The 16,018-nt window shown below is 29.6% G+C and carries 17 protein-coding genes; 6 read left to right on the top strand and 11 right to left on the bottom strand.

Features of this window, described 5'->3' with window-relative positions; translation table 11 throughout:
- Nucleotides 1-410, bottom strand: a 410-nt coding sequence (locus Q0F04_RS08885) for an ATP-binding cassette domain-containing protein (RefSeq protein ID WP_295752494.1), incomplete at its 3' end; no start/stop codon positions are given.
- A gap of 417 nt (nt 411-827) precedes the next feature.
- Nucleotides 828-2,453, bottom strand: a complete 1,626-nt coding sequence (locus tag Q0F04_RS08880; protein ID WP_295752492.1) for an ABC transporter ATP-binding protein — start codon at nt 2,451-2,453, stop codon at nt 828-830.
- A gap of 120 nt (nt 2,454-2,573) precedes the next feature.
- Here Q0F04_RS08880 and Q0F04_RS08875 point away from each other — a divergent pair, with 120 nt between their 5' ends.
- Genes Q0F04_RS08875 through Q0F04_RS08865 form a run of 3 tightly spaced genes read left to right on the top strand, consistent with a single transcriptional unit; the run spans nt 2,574 to nt 4,910 of the window.
- Nucleotides 2,574-2,876: a hypothetical protein gene (locus tag Q0F04_RS08875; protein WP_295752489.1), complete on the top strand. Its 303-nt coding sequence runs from the start codon at nt 2,574-2,576 to the stop codon at nt 2,874-2,876.
- Nucleotides 2,873-3,223, top strand: coding sequence for an IS66 family insertion sequence element accessory protein TnpB (gene tnpB, locus Q0F04_RS08870; protein WP_295752486.1), 351 nt, complete (start codon nt 2,873-2,875; stop codon nt 3,221-3,223). Before Q0F04_RS08875 ends, tnpB begins: the two co-directional genes overlap by 4 nt.
- A gap of 46 nt (nt 3,224-3,269) precedes the next feature.
- Complete coding sequence (locus tag Q0F04_RS08865) at nt 3,270-4,910, top strand: IS66 family transposase (RefSeq protein ID WP_295752483.1); 1,641 nt, start codon at nt 3,270-3,272, stop codon at nt 4,908-4,910.
- A gap of 249 nt (nt 4,911-5,159) precedes the next feature.
- Here the strand turns inward: Q0F04_RS08865 and Q0F04_RS08860 are convergent, their stop codons facing one another.
- The 7 genes from Q0F04_RS08860 to Q0F04_RS08830 form a co-directional block, all read right to left on the bottom strand.
- The gene (locus Q0F04_RS08860) at nt 5,160-5,855 is read right to left on the bottom strand and encodes a DUF975 family protein (RefSeq protein ID WP_295752481.1); all 696 of its coding nucleotides are present in this window, start codon (nt 5,853-5,855) and stop codon (nt 5,160-5,162) included.
- 81 nt (nt 5,856-5,936) lie between these two features.
- The gene (locus tag Q0F04_RS08855) at nt 5,937-6,278 is read right to left on the bottom strand and encodes a hypothetical protein (RefSeq protein WP_270473426.1); all 342 of its coding nucleotides are present in this window, start codon (nt 6,276-6,278) and stop codon (nt 5,937-5,939) included.
- The gene (locus tag Q0F04_RS08850; RefSeq protein ID WP_295752477.1) at nt 6,259-6,621 is read right to left on the bottom strand and encodes a hypothetical protein; all 363 of its coding nucleotides are present in this window, start codon (nt 6,619-6,621) and stop codon (nt 6,259-6,261) included. The genes Q0F04_RS08855 and Q0F04_RS08850 overlap by 20 nt, the downstream gene beginning before the upstream one ends.
- 42 nt (nt 6,622-6,663) lie before the next feature.
- Nucleotides 6,664-7,317 (bottom strand): hypothetical protein, encoded by a 654-nt coding sequence (locus Q0F04_RS08845; protein WP_295752474.1) that lies wholly within the window; start codon nt 7,315-7,317, stop codon nt 6,664-6,666.
- Nucleotides 7,318-7,351: 34 nt separating this feature from the next.
- Nucleotides 7,352-7,993, bottom strand: coding sequence for an ABC transporter ATP-binding protein (locus Q0F04_RS08840; RefSeq protein WP_295752471.1), 642 nt, complete (start codon nt 7,991-7,993; stop codon nt 7,352-7,354).
- Nucleotides 7,994-8,719: 726 nt separating this feature from the next.
- A complete protein-coding gene (locus tag Q0F04_RS08835; protein WP_295752468.1) occupies nt 8,720-9,595 on the bottom strand; it encodes a hypothetical protein in 876 nt (291 codons plus the stop codon).
- 183 nt (nt 9,596-9,778) lie between these two features.
- Nucleotides 9,779-9,910 carry a hypothetical protein gene (locus Q0F04_RS08830; protein WP_255415597.1) on the bottom strand — a complete coding sequence of 44 codons (132 nt, stop codon included), beginning with the start codon at nt 9,908-9,910 and terminating at the stop codon, nt 9,779-9,781.
- A 433-nt stretch (nt 9,911-10,343) separates the two neighbouring features.
- Between Q0F04_RS08830 and Q0F04_RS08825 the strand changes: the two genes are divergently transcribed.
- From Q0F04_RS08825 to Q0F04_RS08815, 3 genes are all read left to right on the top strand, one after another.
- Entirely contained in the window at nt 10,344-10,517 is a 174-nt protein-coding gene (locus tag Q0F04_RS08825; RefSeq protein ID WP_295752465.1) for a hypothetical protein, read from the top strand.
- On the top strand, nt 10,507-11,307 hold the full coding sequence (locus tag Q0F04_RS08820; RefSeq protein ID WP_295752462.1) for a hypothetical protein: 801 nt from the start codon (nt 10,507-10,509) through the stop codon (nt 11,305-11,307). The genes Q0F04_RS08825 and Q0F04_RS08820 overlap by 11 nt, the downstream gene beginning before the upstream one ends.
- Nucleotides 11,308-11,850: 543 nt before the next feature.
- Nucleotides 11,851-12,468, top strand: coding sequence for an ABC transporter ATP-binding protein (locus Q0F04_RS08815; protein ID WP_295752459.1), 618 nt, complete (start codon nt 11,851-11,853; stop codon nt 12,466-12,468).
- Nucleotides 12,469-13,078: 610 nt separating this feature from the next.
- On the opposite strand, the gene Q0F04_RS08810 is transcribed toward Q0F04_RS08815, so the two are convergent.
- A complete protein-coding gene (locus Q0F04_RS08810; RefSeq protein WP_295752456.1) occupies nt 13,079-14,200 on the bottom strand; it encodes a hypothetical protein in 1,122 nt (373 codons plus the stop codon).
- Entirely contained in the window at nt 14,193-14,864 is a 672-nt protein-coding gene (locus Q0F04_RS08805; protein WP_295752453.1) for a YiiX/YebB-like N1pC/P60 family cysteine hydrolase, read from the bottom strand. The genes Q0F04_RS08810 and Q0F04_RS08805 overlap by 8 nt, the downstream gene beginning before the upstream one ends.
- Nucleotides 14,865-16,018 lie beyond the last annotated feature (1,154 nt).

The raw sequence follows: 16,018 nt of genomic DNA, 5'->3' as shown, positions 1-16,018 counted from the left end.
ATGCCCATGGAATATTGGGATACTGCCTTAGTTTTCAGCTGAGAACCAATCTGAGTAAACTCCATCATTTCATGTAGTTTTTCTTTTGAAGCATGATTTAAAGTGGCCATTAATTCCAGATTTTCTTTACCTGTCATATTTTCAAATAATCCAGGACCTTCAATCATGCATGATACATATGATAATACTTTTTCCCTTTGTTTAACTACATCTTCTCCGCATATAGAAATAGTTCCTTCATCCATATTTATCAAATTACACATACATTTCATTAGTGTGCTTTTCCCTGCACCATTTTGTCCAACAAAGCCAACTATTTCACCAGGCTTCATACCAAAAGAAACATGATTTAGTACAATTTTATCTTTGAAACTCTTAACTACATTTTTCACCTCAACTACATTTCTCATCTTTCTCATCCAACTTTCTTTTTAGTAACAGCACATCATACACGATCAAGTAACTAGTAACTATGTATATTTATAGATTAACTGTAACTATTTTACATAGCAATGTAAGCATGTGATTGTTTACTGTAACCCTTTACATATTATATATCACCTGTAGTTTATTTATTCAATAACTTTTTTTTCTAATGATTAACATATCCAAAATAGTCTTACATGAAAATAAACTCAGACCACTCACCGACACCATTCTTGATCATATTAAAAAATCATCTCATACAATTTCAAAGGTGATTTTTTTCAAGAGAATCATTCAAAAATCGAATAATAAAAAAGAGAGTCATTTCATAAGTTGAAATGGCTCCCTTCGTGGATTGGGTGGCTCCGTTACCATGGAATATTCAGTAATAATTCAATCCATTACTGATTCATAAATAAATGGTAAAAATAATTCTTCTTGCTAAGCAAATCTTCAAATGATCCATGTTCTACAAGTTTCCCATGTGATAAAACCAATATATCATCAAATCCCTGTAGCATTTTCTTATGAATCTTATGCGTTACATAAATTATGGTTTTATCAGTTAATTCTATAATATTGCTTTCTATTTTTTCAGTATTAATACTGTCAAGACTTGATGTAATCTCATCACACAACAATAAATTGTGACAATGTAGTTTTGCTCTTGCTATGGATATTCTTTGGATTTGTCCTCCTGATAAATTGCCTGCATCTTCAGAAACAAATTGATTCAGGTCTAAATCTGAAATATTCGCAAATTCCATTGCACTTTTCAAATCTTCTTCAGAAACATTCTCTCCCAAGCACAAATTTTCTCGAATAGTTCCTGAAAATAAATGTTCTTCTTGTCGGATGATTACCGGTTCTTTGTCAAATGAAATGATTCTTCCTTTTTGAATTGAATAATAACCCAAAATCAATTTTAATAAAGTCGACTTCCCTGATCCACTGTCTCCAACAATCGCATATTTTTTTCCTTTATCAAATTGGAAGGAAAAATCCTTGAATATAGCTTCTTTGTTTGGAAATCCGAAACCCACATGTTCAAAACAAACTTTATTTTGATTTTCTGAAATAAGAAGTGTTTTCTCGGTTTCTTTCTTATCAATCATTCTAATCAATCTATCATTAATGCCTTTAATAGCCACGAAATTTCCATAATACGAGGCCATAGTATACAAGCAATCAATAAAATTATTTGAAAGTGTCACCACAGACATAAAGTACGTGGCACTAAAATATCCATTTGAACTCAATATTGCTAATGCTAAAAGAAAAAACATTTGTCCAATTACCGCTACGGAATTGGCATATGTTGTATTTAACAGAGTAAAAAAATTAAAGTGGAAATATTTATTCTCATAATCATCAATATTATCTTCACCTTTACGAATATAATGAGGTAGAACACGATAATCTTGAATGATATCGAAACATTGAAATAACTCTCTCAATTTTGAATTATATTCTTGGCTTTGTTCAGATAATTGATTAGATGATTTCTTTAATATCTTCGCAAACAGACGTGGAACAGCTATCGTAAATATAGCAATCAAATCCATCATAAAAAAGACAGTCCAGTTTACATGTATTAAATAAAAACAAATACACAAAAAAACAACGCATTGAGTAATCATTGACAAAAAAGGAAAGAAATAATTATCATCGACCATTTTTACATCATTTGTAAATAAAGATAAATATGATCCAATCGAATGCTCATAAAATTCATTATGATTTTGATTAAATATACTACGATAAATATCTTTGGATAAGTCTGCCCTTAATTTCTGTCTATATTTTGCTTTATATCTAGAATTCAAATATGAAAACAAAGCTTGATAAATCATAAAAGCTATAATCAGCCATAAGCTCACAATTATTTTAGATTCATCTTGATTTAAAAAAATGCCAGAAACATTTTCAATAATATAGGCTAAAAACAAAGGCGTCAAACAAGTTAGTAAATTAATTATTAGCGTGAAGCAAAATAGTATTTTATTCTTTTTTATATATCTAATCATAATTGGATCTCTTTTATACTCTCGGTGAATCTTTCTATATATCGTAAGCGTCAAATAGAGCCCATATTAAAATAACGATCTCTTTGTGAAATAATAGAGCCACAAGGAGGTCGTATTTTTATGCCAGGTACTTCAAAAGTGGATTGGATGCATATATTCGCAGATCAGGAATCTAGTGAATTGAGCATTTCTCAGTATTGTAAGCTTCATGGTATATCTGACAAAGCATTCTACAATGCAAGAACCAGATATAAAAAGACTGTTGAAACACCTTCTCTTGTAGCTGTTGAAGTGAATGATGATATTGGATCTTCAAACACTGGGTGCATTAGTTTCAAATTAAATGGTATGAGTTTTGAATTTAATGCATCTGCTCCGGACAGTGATATACAAAGAATCATAAAAATATGTTTGACATTATGATTAGTTTTGATGATATTCCAGAGATTTATATTGTAAAGAATGTTACAGATCTGAGAAAAGGAATTGATGGATATGCATCTATCATTCAGGATCTGTACCAGATAAGTCCATTTCAAGATACATTGTTCATATTCTGCAACAAACACAGAAATAAAATAAAGTGTCTGTACTGGGACGGAAATGGATTCTGGCTTTTGTATAAAAGACTAGAAAAGGGCCATTTTCAGTTTCCGGTTCGTGATGATGGCATAGCTACAATAACGAAACAGCAGCTGAGATGGCTTCTTGAAGGTTTGAAGATGGAACAGAAAAAAGCTTTCGAAAATAAATTATATAAATATGCATAAAGTGCTTTATTTACGGGAGATTTATGCATATTTGTGGTATAATATTATGCGTATGATAAATGTTGAAGAAATTAATAAATTACAAGAAAAGCTTGAAAAAATGGACCGTGAAGAGCTGATGGAATATGCGATTGGAGAAACGATTTCTAAAATGACATATTTGGATCAGCTTGCATCTATGAAAAGAAGCAAGTTTGGCTCAACTTCTGAAAAGACAAGTCTGGAAATGCTTCCTTTATTCAATGAAATCGAAAAGACACTTGATAATGTGAATCCGGTAGATTTATTGGAACCTGAGGTCAAGGATACAAAAAAAGGCAAAAAGAGAAAGCCAAAAACGAAAGAGAATGATTATTCAGATTTGGAAATAAAAGAAACAATCCATCATTCATTAAAAGACAGATCATGTCCAGAGTGTGGTTCTTTGATGAAAGAGTTAAAGCCAACGATTTCGTACGAATTAAAACACAAACCAGCAGAATGGTTCTTGATCAAACATGTAATCCATAACTATGTGTGTCCTGAATGTTCAAAGGAAAGTGATGGAATTGTTTGTGTAGAACCTAAAGATAAACCAGTTCGTCTTATTGAAGGCAGCGTTGTAACATCAAGTGCTGTTGCAGGTTTGGCATATAATAAATATGTATTGGGAACACCACTATATAGACAAGAACAGGATCTGAACAGACAGAATATATGTATCAACCGTCAAAATATGAGCAACTGGATGATGCAGTGTTCAAATGATTATCTCGAATATGTATTCGATCAGATGTGTGAAGACTTTAAAAAGCTGGAGATTGTACATTTGGATGAAACACCACTGCAAATCATTGAAGACTGTAAGGACGGTCGAAAAAAGGGATATGTGTGGATGGGAATGAGTGGAACATTCGAAACCAATCAGATGGCACTGTACTTCAGTCCAGGAAATCGCAAATACGAAAATGCGACAATGATACTTGGAGAAGACAGCCACGCCATAGCCCACAGTGATGGATACGAAGCATATCATAAGGATATTTGTCTGATGGTTGTTGGATGCATGGCGCATGTACGAAGGAAATTCGTAGAAGCCCAGAAAGCATCCGTTGGAGAAAAAGAAATTCGAAAGCTTTCCACAAGAGAAGAAAGGATCGAATATCTTGACAGCCACCCTGGATATAAAAATATTCTGATAGCGATCCATTATATAAACAAACTGTTCAAAATTGAAGAAACATTGAAAAAAGAAGGCGCAACACCAACCGAACGCTATAAGAGACGTCAGGAAGAGTCATTACCTATATTCAATGATTTTTTTGCGTACCTTCATGAAATAGAAGGCCAATACCTGCCAAAAGGAAAAATGGGATCAGCAATCAGTTATACATTCCATGAAGAAGAGTATCTAAGAAATTTCTTTAAAGATGGTCGCTGCGAATTAAGCAACAATCTAGCTGAACAAAGAATCAAACCATTCGTAATAGCCAGAAAGAATTTCTTATTTTCAAATACAAAAAACGGAGCCAAAGCAAGTACCATATATTTCAGTTTGATAGAATCCGCAAAAATGAATAAACTAAATCCATATAAATATCTGGAATATGTGTTGGATACATTGAGCACCAAAGGATTATCAAACGAAATCATAAATAGTGTATTGCCGTACTCTAAACAGCTGCCAAAGAATCTATATGTAAAATAGAACAGATCCGATTGACAATGACATTGTATCATTTCAAATCGGATCTTTTAATATGGGCTCTATTTGACGCCTACTATATATCTAACATTGTAAACCTTTTTGCTTCCTTTTCAATTGTTTTTCATCATTTTCACTATCGTACAAATGCATATCAGACAATCAAAAAAGTATCACCTACAACAAGTGATACTCTTTTATTATCCATCATGGATTTATATTGTTATATTAATCAATAGAGATTTTTCATTTCTAATCAGTTTGAATATCCGTTGCACACTCATCCTTCTTTACAGATTCTTTTAGAATCAAATAAACCTCTGTAAACGCAGCTACATCATATGGCTTCACAAACAATGCTCCAATTCCAAAGCAAAGAAAGCCTAGAAAATACCATCCTAGAAAAGATAAATCTAATACAAACAGATTCATCTTTTGTCCAGTAGTCATTTGTTTAGACAACGAGAAAGCTTCATCCATAGTAATATTAGGGTTCTCCGCCAATAGATATGGAATCATAGAATATTCATACGCTTTGATAATTCCAGGAACCACAAGCAATAAAAGCCAAAGCATTATTTTTAATTCCATGATAAGCATTATTTTTACGACATTTAAATAATTTCCTTTAAAGCCTTGAAATATTTCATTTAACGCAGGATTTCCATAATGATTTTTAATGAAATAATTATATTCTCCGACTCTAATGACATTACCAATGAAAATCGAAGAAAGCAATCCTACAAAAAAACCACCCGATAGAATCGTAAGAATTGAAGAAAACATACTTGGCAATACATTGTCAGGTATAAAATCTTCTACTGCTTGAATAAGATCTACATATTCAGCATTCAATATTCCTGCAATTAATGTAACCACAAGCATCTTCCAATAGTTGCGTTTCATGATTTGTTTAGCTTGTTCTTTAACTTGTTGTCGGTTCCACATATTATTTCACCTTACTTTCTTTATGCTTAATATCGATTCTTCAATTTTTTTGTTACACCCTATGCCTAGAATGTAACAATTTTAAGATTGCAATCTTTTTTCCAATTCTTTCAATATAGCATTTGCTTCTTTAACATCATTTAAATACTTATCACTATTAAATAACACTTTTTCCTTGGAAACATATATTGGTAATACGCTATTATCTTTTAAAACAACTTTAATACCAACATACATCATTGGTTCTACTGCACCAGCCATAAATGTAGCTCCACCTAATATAGTATGTGTAAATGGTTTAGTTTTTCCTTTAAAATTTGCATCTTCGTTTTGAATGGAAAGCTTTTGAATATCATTATATAAACAACTCGCTCCACCATTTACTTCTAATCTTTTTTCTTCATCATGAAATTTCACACACATTTTTAATCATCTCCTCTATCTTCTTTGCGATCTTACGATCTTGTATGTACTGATCTGTATTGACCGTTGTCTTTTCTTTCGACACATAAATAGCTAATACAGTTTCGTCCTTTAAAACAATCTTCACTCCAACATACAAATATGGATTCTGAAATAAGCCAGATGGTAATGGTCCACCTGGAAGTACAGCTGTAAATGGAATTCCTTTTCCCTTATACTTTGCCTTTTCATTTAAAACAGATACTCTTATCACATCATCATAAGAGTATTTTCCTTGTGTTCCAGTAATAATCTCAAATTGTTTACAAGAATCATCAAATTTAACATAATCATTTAAATTCATAAGTTTGGCCTCCTTACCATTTTCAATTCTTCAAATACGCACTTATACTTCTTCCATGTATTTTGCCTTAAACGCAATACAACTTCTCTCTTTTCCAAACAAGCCTTTGGATTCCACACGCCCAAGCCCATATGCCCAGAATGTAACAGTCTGATCTTTTTTAAAATCAAATTCCTTATTTACATCCAGTACACAAACATATGACTTATCATCAAAAATATTTATCATATATCCTCTAAAATCTTTATCATCCACTCGAGCAATGATTTTGCCCGTATATGTCAATTTCTTTCCATACCACTTAGAATGTGTAACCTCCAAATCCGATTGATCAGGCGATTGTGACTCTGCTTTAAAGGACGCTTCATCCACTTTACTACATTCAACCATAATCGTACTTTCTAAGCCCCGATATTCAACGGTAACCTCTGAAGTCTTTCCAGCTTCTAATGTGACAGGCTCTTTGACAGTCCATCCTTCCGTAATGAATTCTTTTGTACCATCCTCATAATAGGCCCATACACCAATCTTCGACTTATTATCAATTGTTTCATTTGCTTCTGCAAGACCAGTATATAAGGCTGTCATATTCTCTAGCTTTTCCTGACTAACCTCAACTTTTTCATTATTTGGTGTTATATTCGAACATCCACAAAACAATAATAGACTTAACAATGCCGCTGCATACCTCTTCATAGGTCCACCCCCTTTTCCTATCTGAAAATTATTGTTATTCATCATTAGTAATTTGTTCAATTGTTTTAGCATCTATGCTATAAATTACATCTGCAAAGTCTTTGTGTTCATTCGAATGACTAGTATATATTAAATAATGATTCTCTTTTTTGATAAAATCATTTAGGTAATTTTGCATAATTAGTTTAGCTTGTTTATCTAAAGCATCAAAAGGTTCATCTAATATTAAAATATTTGGACTTTCCATTATTGCTTGAATAATCCTAAGCTTTTGCTTCATACCTAAAGAATAATACTTATATTTTTTATTAATATCTTCCTCTAATCCGAATAATTTACAAAATTGATAAATCTCATTTTTTGTCACTATCTTTTTTATTTTAGCGATTTCCAACAAATTATCCATTCCAGATAAATTGTTAAAAAAATCTGGTGAATTTATGCAGATCCCTGCATTTTGTATAAAGTCATAGTCCTGTCCAATAATATAATCATCTACCGTAACTATGCCCGTATCTGGTTTACTAAACCCACATATAAGCTTTAATAAAACACTTTTTCCTGACCCATTCACTCCTTCAATGAAGTTCCACTTATTTGGCATAAAAGTAATATTTACATCTTCAAAAATTGTTATACCTTTATAAGATTTCGAAACACCTTTTAAACTAATCATAAATAATCCTCGCTTTGATTTATGTAAATTTTTCTGATGAGACAATAGGATAAAACTGACATCACAATTATTATGCAAAAATATATTCCTTCAAAAACGCTATTCGAACTCATCGTTACTAAATTTGTTTTAGAATAGTTATCAAAAAATGCCATCAATATCAGCAAAAGAAATTGTAGATATACAAAAAACTCTTTCTTGTATAATATCTGAAAAATCGTTCGCAAAAAGATAATTTCAAACAGTAGCGAAAAGAAACGGATAAGATATATATAAATCATAAATAAGTTTGAAATATCACAATGTTCAATAACACAAAGGAGCCCTATAAAAATGCAGATTGAAAGCCAAGTAAAGAAGCATTTTTTAGCCAAGTCAATTGTGATACTATTTAAAAATGATACTTTTGACATTCGATATTGCCAAAAATTATATTCGCTATAGTGAAAATTTTTATTATCTTCTATAATCCATAGTATTACTATTACAAAAAGTATAAAACCAATCATAGAAATCATATTTGGATATATAAACCCATAATCAGAACTATAATTCTTGTCCATTAGTACAATTCGAATGGCACTAAATAAAGAATCAGTTTTCTTTATCGGTGCATACTCTATCATTACCATTTTAAGATTTCTTAAAAACACAGACACTGAAATAAGTGTTAACACAAAAATCAAAAGTAAATACCTACTTAATAGCTTACTAATTCTTTTTAGTTTATTTAGCATAACAATCACACTTCTTACTCTTTAATGTAACAACAATTATGCATATAACATAAATCACAGTTGTAAATAACATTAGAAGCAAACTACTGTATCCACTAATTGCGCCATTGACCATAATAGCTATTGGATCAACATAAATAAATGCTATATTCCAGGTAATCAAAAATTGAGCAATAAAACTAACACCATAATAAAAAGCTAAAGGAAATATGACAATATCAACCTTTCTCTTGAATGTATATGCAATCGTAGTCCCTAAAAACGCATATACATATGGAACAAAGAAAAAACGAATTGTTCCTTCCAGTAAGTAGTACCATCTCTGATGATCTATATATAGATTCTTTCCAAACACATCGGATAAAAAATATTTTGTTAATTCTCCTGAATTAGTTGGATTAATAACAATTCCAACAAATAGCCATAAAATTAAATAGGATAAATAAATTGAAAGAGCACATCTTAAACATTCCTTATTCATTTCACTCAATGTAAAGCGAACATAATCTTTCTTTCTATATGCATTTAAAGAAAATATCGTATCTAAATATGTACGAAAGTTTAATCCCGAAAACAAACATAACAGTGGAACAAGATAGCCATACGCCATTGTTCCATGATCTATGAAATACGCAAAATCTCCTTTTACAGAATCAAAATAATGTATTGTTAATGACACTAATCCATTAACTTCTTCACAACTTGCACCATAAGCAACGCACGCTTCTCTATAAGCCTGCAAATATTGTTCTTTACCTGAAAAATATTTTGACAACACCATAAAATATGTAGTCCCTTGATAAATCAAGAAAAACAAAGAGATAATCACACAAACACCACACAATATAAAATATCTTTTTTTCATGAAATATATCCATATTTACTTTTATAGCCGTAAACAATTATCCTTTCTTTTGAAACTAAAATTATTATTTATCATCTGCACCTATAATGTTGTGTATAATCATACAATTCTATTTTTATAGAACATTAAAACCACTTGGACTTATATTATCTTGCAGTCTTGGAAACTTATTATCCTATAACCCTACTTTGCGTCTGGATATGTGTCTTCAAATTTATCGGCATATCTATTGTGCTTTTTATACTTGAAGAACATACCAACCAAGAAAACAACAGCTGCTACACCTAATGCGTAAACTAACCAATCTAATGTCATATTACTATGTCCTCCTTTTCTAATTTCATATTATCATACCTGTAACCGTTTTCATACAGCTTTTTATTCATTTTCATCCAAGCATATCATTTGTTATTTTTTATATGTAATATAACTTTGCTAGTAAATAATTCTATCTAATATACTAAGTTTGTATGTTTTAAACGATACTTTCTCGAGGTATAAATCAGTATCATATTCCCTGAAACAATCTGTGATTGGATTGTATCAATTAACAATAGCAATTTATTTTAAAATACTTTATAGTTAAAGTAACGAATAGATATATCAATCATAAGTCATTAAGCGATTGGAGAAGTGATACCCATGGTACAAATTCAAGCATAAAACACCTATTAAAAAATAACCTCATTTACTAATTTAAATGCTTAATTTTCATAATTTTAATCAATATAAGGAGGGGAAATTTTATATGAGAAAATTGGAAATGGAATTATTTGGATTTACAAAATATACGTTGGATTCATACAACAAAACTATAATAAACAGCATTACAGAAAACATATCAGTTAAAACAAGAGCAAAATCAAATAATTTAGAGCCACATAATCACTTTAGTGTGATTCTTGATAAAAATGAATGTTAATAAAAAACAAACTAGCACAAAGCTATTCAGCTTGTTGGCTTTATGCCTAATTTCTATATTATTTATTTTGCTCAAACAAAAAGATTATCAGTTTTTAGCTGATGGTAAGTTTAGTGGTCTTTCATTCTTTTTCGAAATATACGCTGGTAGAGAGTTTATAGTTTTTGAATTTATACTTTTATTTATCATCCCAATAATCACTAATTTAAATTCTTGTATATATAGAAACAATCGCTTTGATGTGATGATTGTTTCTAGAATTGGATATACAAATTATTTTAAAAAATGTCTAAAGCAGTCTATTAAAGATATTTGGTATTATCCTGTTGTAATCAATGCAATAACAGTTCTAATTATTCACTTTATGTGTCTTCCAATAATTGGTAAAGACATACAATATGTAGCAAATTACTTTACTAATATAGGTATGTTAGACTTATGTTTATTCACACTGTTTCAAATAATTGGCTGGAGTTTATTAAATTACTTTTGTTTCTTGCTATCTCAGTTGATCTTAAATAAATATGCATATATTTTATCACTTAGCATTTATAGTGTTATATCCACAATATTATTCTCTATAATCGGATCTATAATTCCTTTTGAAATAAAATGGATCTTTTATATTTTTTCTTCATTCACATTATTATGTCCTGGAATAATTGGATTATGGTCTATAGACAAAGGTATTTTTTCAATTATAATCGTTATTCTTTGCTTTATATTTTATTCTATTTTACTGTTTATCTTATCAAAATTTGTTTTAAAGGATCGTGAACAAAATGGTTAAAGAATATTTCAAAAATTTTATATTATCTAAATTTCACATGTTGCTATTCACGATATCTAGTATCGTAATGGGAGTGGAACTATATCAATATATATTCCTTTCAGGAGAAAACAATGGAGTTAGCTTTTTATTTAACTCAAATATGTCATTTCTTGTTTTTACAAATATTCTATATGTATTCTTAATATATAGATATTACACTTATCAAAGATTAAGGAAATTTTCAGTAATCCGAATAAACAAAGCAAAATACTGCAAATTTATTTTAAAAATTGAATTGCTGAACTGGTTCATATTTTTTGTGGTGGTATACCTATTATTTGCCTATTTAATAGGTATACCTCAAGAACATATGCACCTATATTTAGCGCAAGTATCATTTTACGTTATCTTGAATTTATCATTGATTTCATTTCAGGTTTATTGGTTCTATAAGGAATCGCCTATTCATATTTGTATTTTAATATCCTATTTGATTATGGCCATATACAACTATTATATCTGCAATTTAATCTTTCAATTGTTTTAGAAAGTGAGTTATTTATGAAAAAAGAAATAATAAAAATTAACAAAATAAACAAAGCATTTCGTGATAATCCAGTCTTAATTGATTTAGATTTTTCCGTTTACGATAATGATGTTATCTACATTAAAGGCGAGAATGGTTGTGGAAAGTCTACATTGTTGAAAGTAATCTGCGGTCTATTAGATATCGATTCTGGATCTGTAGAAATCGACTCTAATTACTATATTGGTGCACTCATTGAAAATCCGGAATTCTCAGATTTTTCAAACATAAAAGAAAATCTATTATTCTTAGGCAATCTACGTTCAAAGCTTAACATTAAGGAACTAGAGAATTTATGTAAAGATTTCCATCTCAATTTAAACGATAAAAAGCTATTAAGAAACTATTCTGTTGGTATGAAACAGAAAATGGGAATTATACAAGCAATAATGGAAAATCAAGATATATTAATATTTGATGAGCCTACCAGAGGATTAGATGATTATTCAATAGAAGTATTTATCAAGAAGATGAAAGATCTTATAGAAAAAGGGAAAACTGTAATAATTGCTTCACATGATTTTGTTGATATAGGATATTCAAGATTTATTACAATGAAAAACGGTAAATTATATGAAGAAACAGTTAAGTAAATGTTTTCTTCTATATGGATCTTTACTATTGATACTAAAACTATACTTAACAGGTTTATTTCCTGCCACTCTTTTTATGGATTGGAAGACTTGTTCACAATCATTATTACTAGTATTCATGTTCTTTTCTGTAAAGTTGTTTAAATTCTTTCTAGTATTTAAATTTCTAAATTTCTTAATTTGTTTAAGACAAATGATTTTTTTCAGAACGAAACATTATAAGTTACTGATATGGCTGGGTGGAGTCATTTTCTCGCTTCTGTTAATATGTATAGACTTCTTATTCCTATTTCCAGAATTCAAATATTTAGTATACTTATTCTTTGATTTACTATTTATGTGTATGTTTATTGGATATCAAATTTTAACATTAAGCAAAAACAACATATATCACTTTTATATTGGATTTGCATTATATCTCATAGCCAATCTAACTTTAAACAGTTTCTATTCTGTTTTTTAAATAGATATTAAAAAAACACTTAGTGAGTGAAAGGATCTTGTTCAAGCACATTTTTACACTAGCACTCTAGAGTAAAAATTAGATAGAGGTTATTAAAACCTCTATCTAAATTACTTTTGTATGTATGATAATTATCATTTCTCTGATTCATTGAGCAGTAATTAATACAGCATTTTCAATTCCTAAATCTTTTAAGTTATATGTTTTTGATTTTTTACCTTGAATATCATATTCGACCAAATAACTAGGAAATAAAAGATAATATTTATCAGCTTTTATTTCAAGAAAAGCTGACCTTGCTGGTACATCGTTTCCCATTTCTGAAAAATCGATTGGAATTATTGTTTCTTCATTGGTATCTATATTATATATTGTCCAAACATGGTTCGAAGTTGGACCGTTTTCTCCGTTAGCAATAATTAAATTTCTGTTGTTTTCATCAAAATATATATCAAAAGGGTAAGTATTACTTAATATTTTTACTTCCTCAAGAAAAATCTTTTTATTTAAATCAAATATGCATATTTCATTACTTCCTAAAGCCATTCTTTCTTCATTAATATTTTCTGTCGTATGAGTTAAATATAAATATCCGTCCGCATATACAAAAGAGAAAAATGAACCATTATTTTCTTGTAAATCATATTTTTCTATCACATCAAATTGATCATTTAATTTAAAAATATAATTTTCTGTATATCCGAAATCTGAATTATTTGGAACAACACCGCAAAGCATATATATTTTTTCATCAACTTCTATTAAATCCATTGGATATAAACTAGAATTATTATCATATTCGAATTTAATAGTATCTATTAAATTTAAATTCAGATCATATACATCAATACTTAAATAAGTGATAAAATTATTTACTATATAATATTTATCTTCTGTTAATAAGGCACAATTTGTATCTATTGACGTATGTTTTTTTCTAGTCACATTAAAGTTTGATTTATCAATCTTTTCTATCCATACATTTAAATTATTATCTGTACTTGTTTTCGTAAAATACGCATCTTTATTTTCAAAAAAAATATTATTATAATACCATAATTCAAAATCTCCTTTTTCTCGTTTTTGCGAACTATTAACTACAAATTTATTGTCTTTTTTCTCGATACCATAAATATTATTATTATCAATAATAATAAATTCGCTGTCATCTAGCGAATTTATATTATTGCAAGCATATAAGCTAATTAAACTTACTATACAAACTATATATGTTAAAAATTTTTTTATTCTATTTTTATAATTATTCATATCTATACGTTACTTCTGTCGCGCCTGCATGCAATAGATCAGAAGGAGTTATAATTCCTGGCAATCCGTGTGGTAATGAAACACCTGCTCCCAACCTATAAGCTTGATAAACTAATTGAGAACAATAAAAAGTATCGGTAGTAGTTAATGTACTTAATAGAGAATATGGCTTTGTTAAAAAACTAGCTGCTTTCTTTGCTGCTTTTTGATCCTGTGCAACAGATGTTGAAATAACACCTGCTTGATAGACTCTCGGTTTAAACCTTGATGGCCAATCACCTCGTACTGCTTGAACTCCTACATTAGGATTTGCTTCTATTGTAGAATAATAGTGAGGAGCTGCTGCAACAATTCCAGCATGACCATGATTCAAAAATGAAGTATATGAATCAGAAACACAAATAACACCATCTCTCCAACTCCATGTTCCTGAAACACTTCTTGTAAATCCATTATCCATTTTATCTGGTACAATGGGAGCTTTTTGAGCTTCTTCAAATAGATTTTGTGAATATTCTTCAACATCATTTTTATTTAAGTTAAAATATTCGTAAAATTCTCTTTCTTCTTCACTTACATATTCTTGTTCTTCAGCATATACAGGCCATGTGTTTACTAAACAAGCAGAAAGCAAGATTAAAAATAAATTTTTAATTTTTTTCATAAAAAGTGGTCTCCTATCTAACAAATATCATTATTTCATTGAAATAGCTATTACCATTGTTATCAAAGCTCATTTTTCATTCTTTATGAATCTTTACATAGAAATTTTAGCAAGTATAAATTTAAAAACATAGTCTATTAATGCTCTAAAATACATGATACAATTTAAAGGTAGTCAATAAGTACGTGTCCTCGCACTTAGCTTTTGCAAAGTCTCGGACGTTTACTTTTAAAAAGTTCATGATATAATCTAAATAGGCAAAAGTTGAAGATGAATCTGCCACGTGAGAAGAACTGAACTCGTCACTCAGTTCTTCTTTTTTTACAAAAAAAGCAGGTTGTCATCCTGCTCTTATATGCTTTGTTGTCTAATCATCTCTATCAAGCTATTTGCAAATATAGTAGGCAACCATACTTGCTCCAACAGAGACTAAAAAATTGAAGAAAAACTCTGACACGTTCTCACCTCCTTCCCGTTACCGAGAGAGGAGTTGCAGAATAGTATGTCCATTTTATCATAAAATCAAATGGACAAAAATAATAATTCTATAAATCAACTAATACCATAAAATATAATATCGTTCATCATTATTTTATCGCAAAATTTCTTCAAAAAATTTTCAAAAACAGATAAAAGCTATAGTATTTTATGCATTTTCTCGAATTATTGCACCTTTATTTAAAGCAGAAATAACAATATAATCCACTCTAAACAAAAGCGCTTTTCGATTCCGACTGAGACCACCATTTGTCAAAGATTGCACCTAGCATTTGCCAGGTGCTTTTTTTTACTTTATTTTATGCATGTTCAGACTTGTACAAAACAGTCAAAGTTATTGTATTTATCCCAAATCATTTATCGGGTCACTTATAGAGTCATTTGAAAGAGTTTCGAAATAGAAATTGCCTGTAGACTTAAACTCAGTTTTAACATCAGATACATTAAATATTCCAACTGGACTAGTGATAGCGATTAGCATTGCATCCACTAAAAAGCATGCTATAATTCAATTAGGCAAAAGCTAAGAATAACTGCCACGTAAAAGGAACTTGAATTGACCATCAAGTTCCTTTTATAGAATATATAAAACTGTTATGAAGTGACCTTTGTCAAGACAAAATTACACTCATATTTCATAAATATTCAGTTTTAGA

Origin of the sequence: uncultured Holdemanella sp., assembly GCF_934772795.1 — a bacterium.
Taxonomy (GTDB): Bacteria; Bacillota_I; Bacilli_A; order Erysipelotrichales; family Erysipelotrichaceae; genus Holdemanella.
The sequence above is the reverse complement of the archived record's forward strand: the minus strand, read 5'-3'. Positions and strand labels throughout refer to the sequence as shown.

Excerpts from the sequence above, each read along its gene's own strand:
- Q0F04_RS08880 (WP_295752492.1), bottom strand. The coding sequence starts at position 2,453 with ATGATTAGATATATAAAAAAGAATAAAATACTATTTTGCTTCACGCTA.
- Q0F04_RS08875 (WP_295752489.1), top strand. The coding sequence starts at position 2,574 with ATGCCAGGTACTTCAAAAGTGGATTGGATGCATATATTCGCAGATCAG.
- tnpB (WP_295752486.1), top strand. The coding sequence starts at position 2,873 with ATGATTAGTTTTGATGATATTCCAGAGATTTATATTGTAAAGAATGTT.
- Q0F04_RS08865 (WP_295752483.1), top strand. The coding sequence starts at position 3,270 with ATGCGTATGATAAATGTTGAAGAAATTAATAAATTACAAGAAAAGCTT.
- Q0F04_RS08860 (WP_295752481.1), bottom strand. The coding sequence starts at position 5,855 with ATGTGGAACCGACAACAAGTTAAAGAACAAGCTAAACAAATCATGAAA.
- Q0F04_RS08855 (WP_270473426.1), bottom strand. The coding sequence starts at position 6,278 with ATGTGTGTGAAATTTCATGATGAAGAAAAAAGATTAGAAGTAAATGGT.
- Q0F04_RS08850 (WP_295752477.1), bottom strand. The coding sequence starts at position 6,621 with ATGAATTTAAATGATTATGTTAAATTTGATGATTCTTGTAAACAATTT.
- Q0F04_RS08845 (WP_295752474.1), bottom strand. The coding sequence starts at position 7,317 with ATGAAGAGGTATGCAGCGGCATTGTTAAGTCTATTATTGTTTTGTGGA.
- Q0F04_RS08840 (WP_295752471.1), bottom strand. The coding sequence starts at position 7,993 with ATGATTAGTTTAAAAGGTGTTTCGAAATCTTATAAAGGTATAACAATT.
- Q0F04_RS08835 (WP_295752468.1), bottom strand. The coding sequence starts at position 9,595 with ATGAAAAAAAGATATTTTATATTGTGTGGTGTTTGTGTGATTATCTCT.
- Q0F04_RS08830 (WP_255415597.1), bottom strand. The coding sequence starts at position 9,910 with ATGACATTAGATTGGTTAGTTTACGCATTAGGTGTAGCAGCTGTTGTT.
- Q0F04_RS08825 (WP_295752465.1), top strand. The coding sequence starts at position 10,344 with ATGAGAAAATTGGAAATGGAATTATTTGGATTTACAAAATATACGTTG.
- Q0F04_RS08820 (WP_295752462.1), top strand. The coding sequence starts at position 10,507 with ATGAATGTTAATAAAAAACAAACTAGCACAAAGCTATTCAGCTTGTTG.
- Q0F04_RS08815 (WP_295752459.1), top strand. The coding sequence starts at position 11,851 with ATGAAAAAAGAAATAATAAAAATTAACAAAATAAACAAAGCATTTCGT.
- Q0F04_RS08810 (WP_295752456.1), bottom strand. The coding sequence starts at position 14,200 with ATGAATAATTATAAAAATAGAATAAAAAAATTTTTAACATATATAGTT.
- Q0F04_RS08805 (WP_295752453.1), bottom strand. The coding sequence starts at position 14,864 with ATGAAAAAAATTAAAAATTTATTTTTAATCTTGCTTTCTGCTTGTTTA.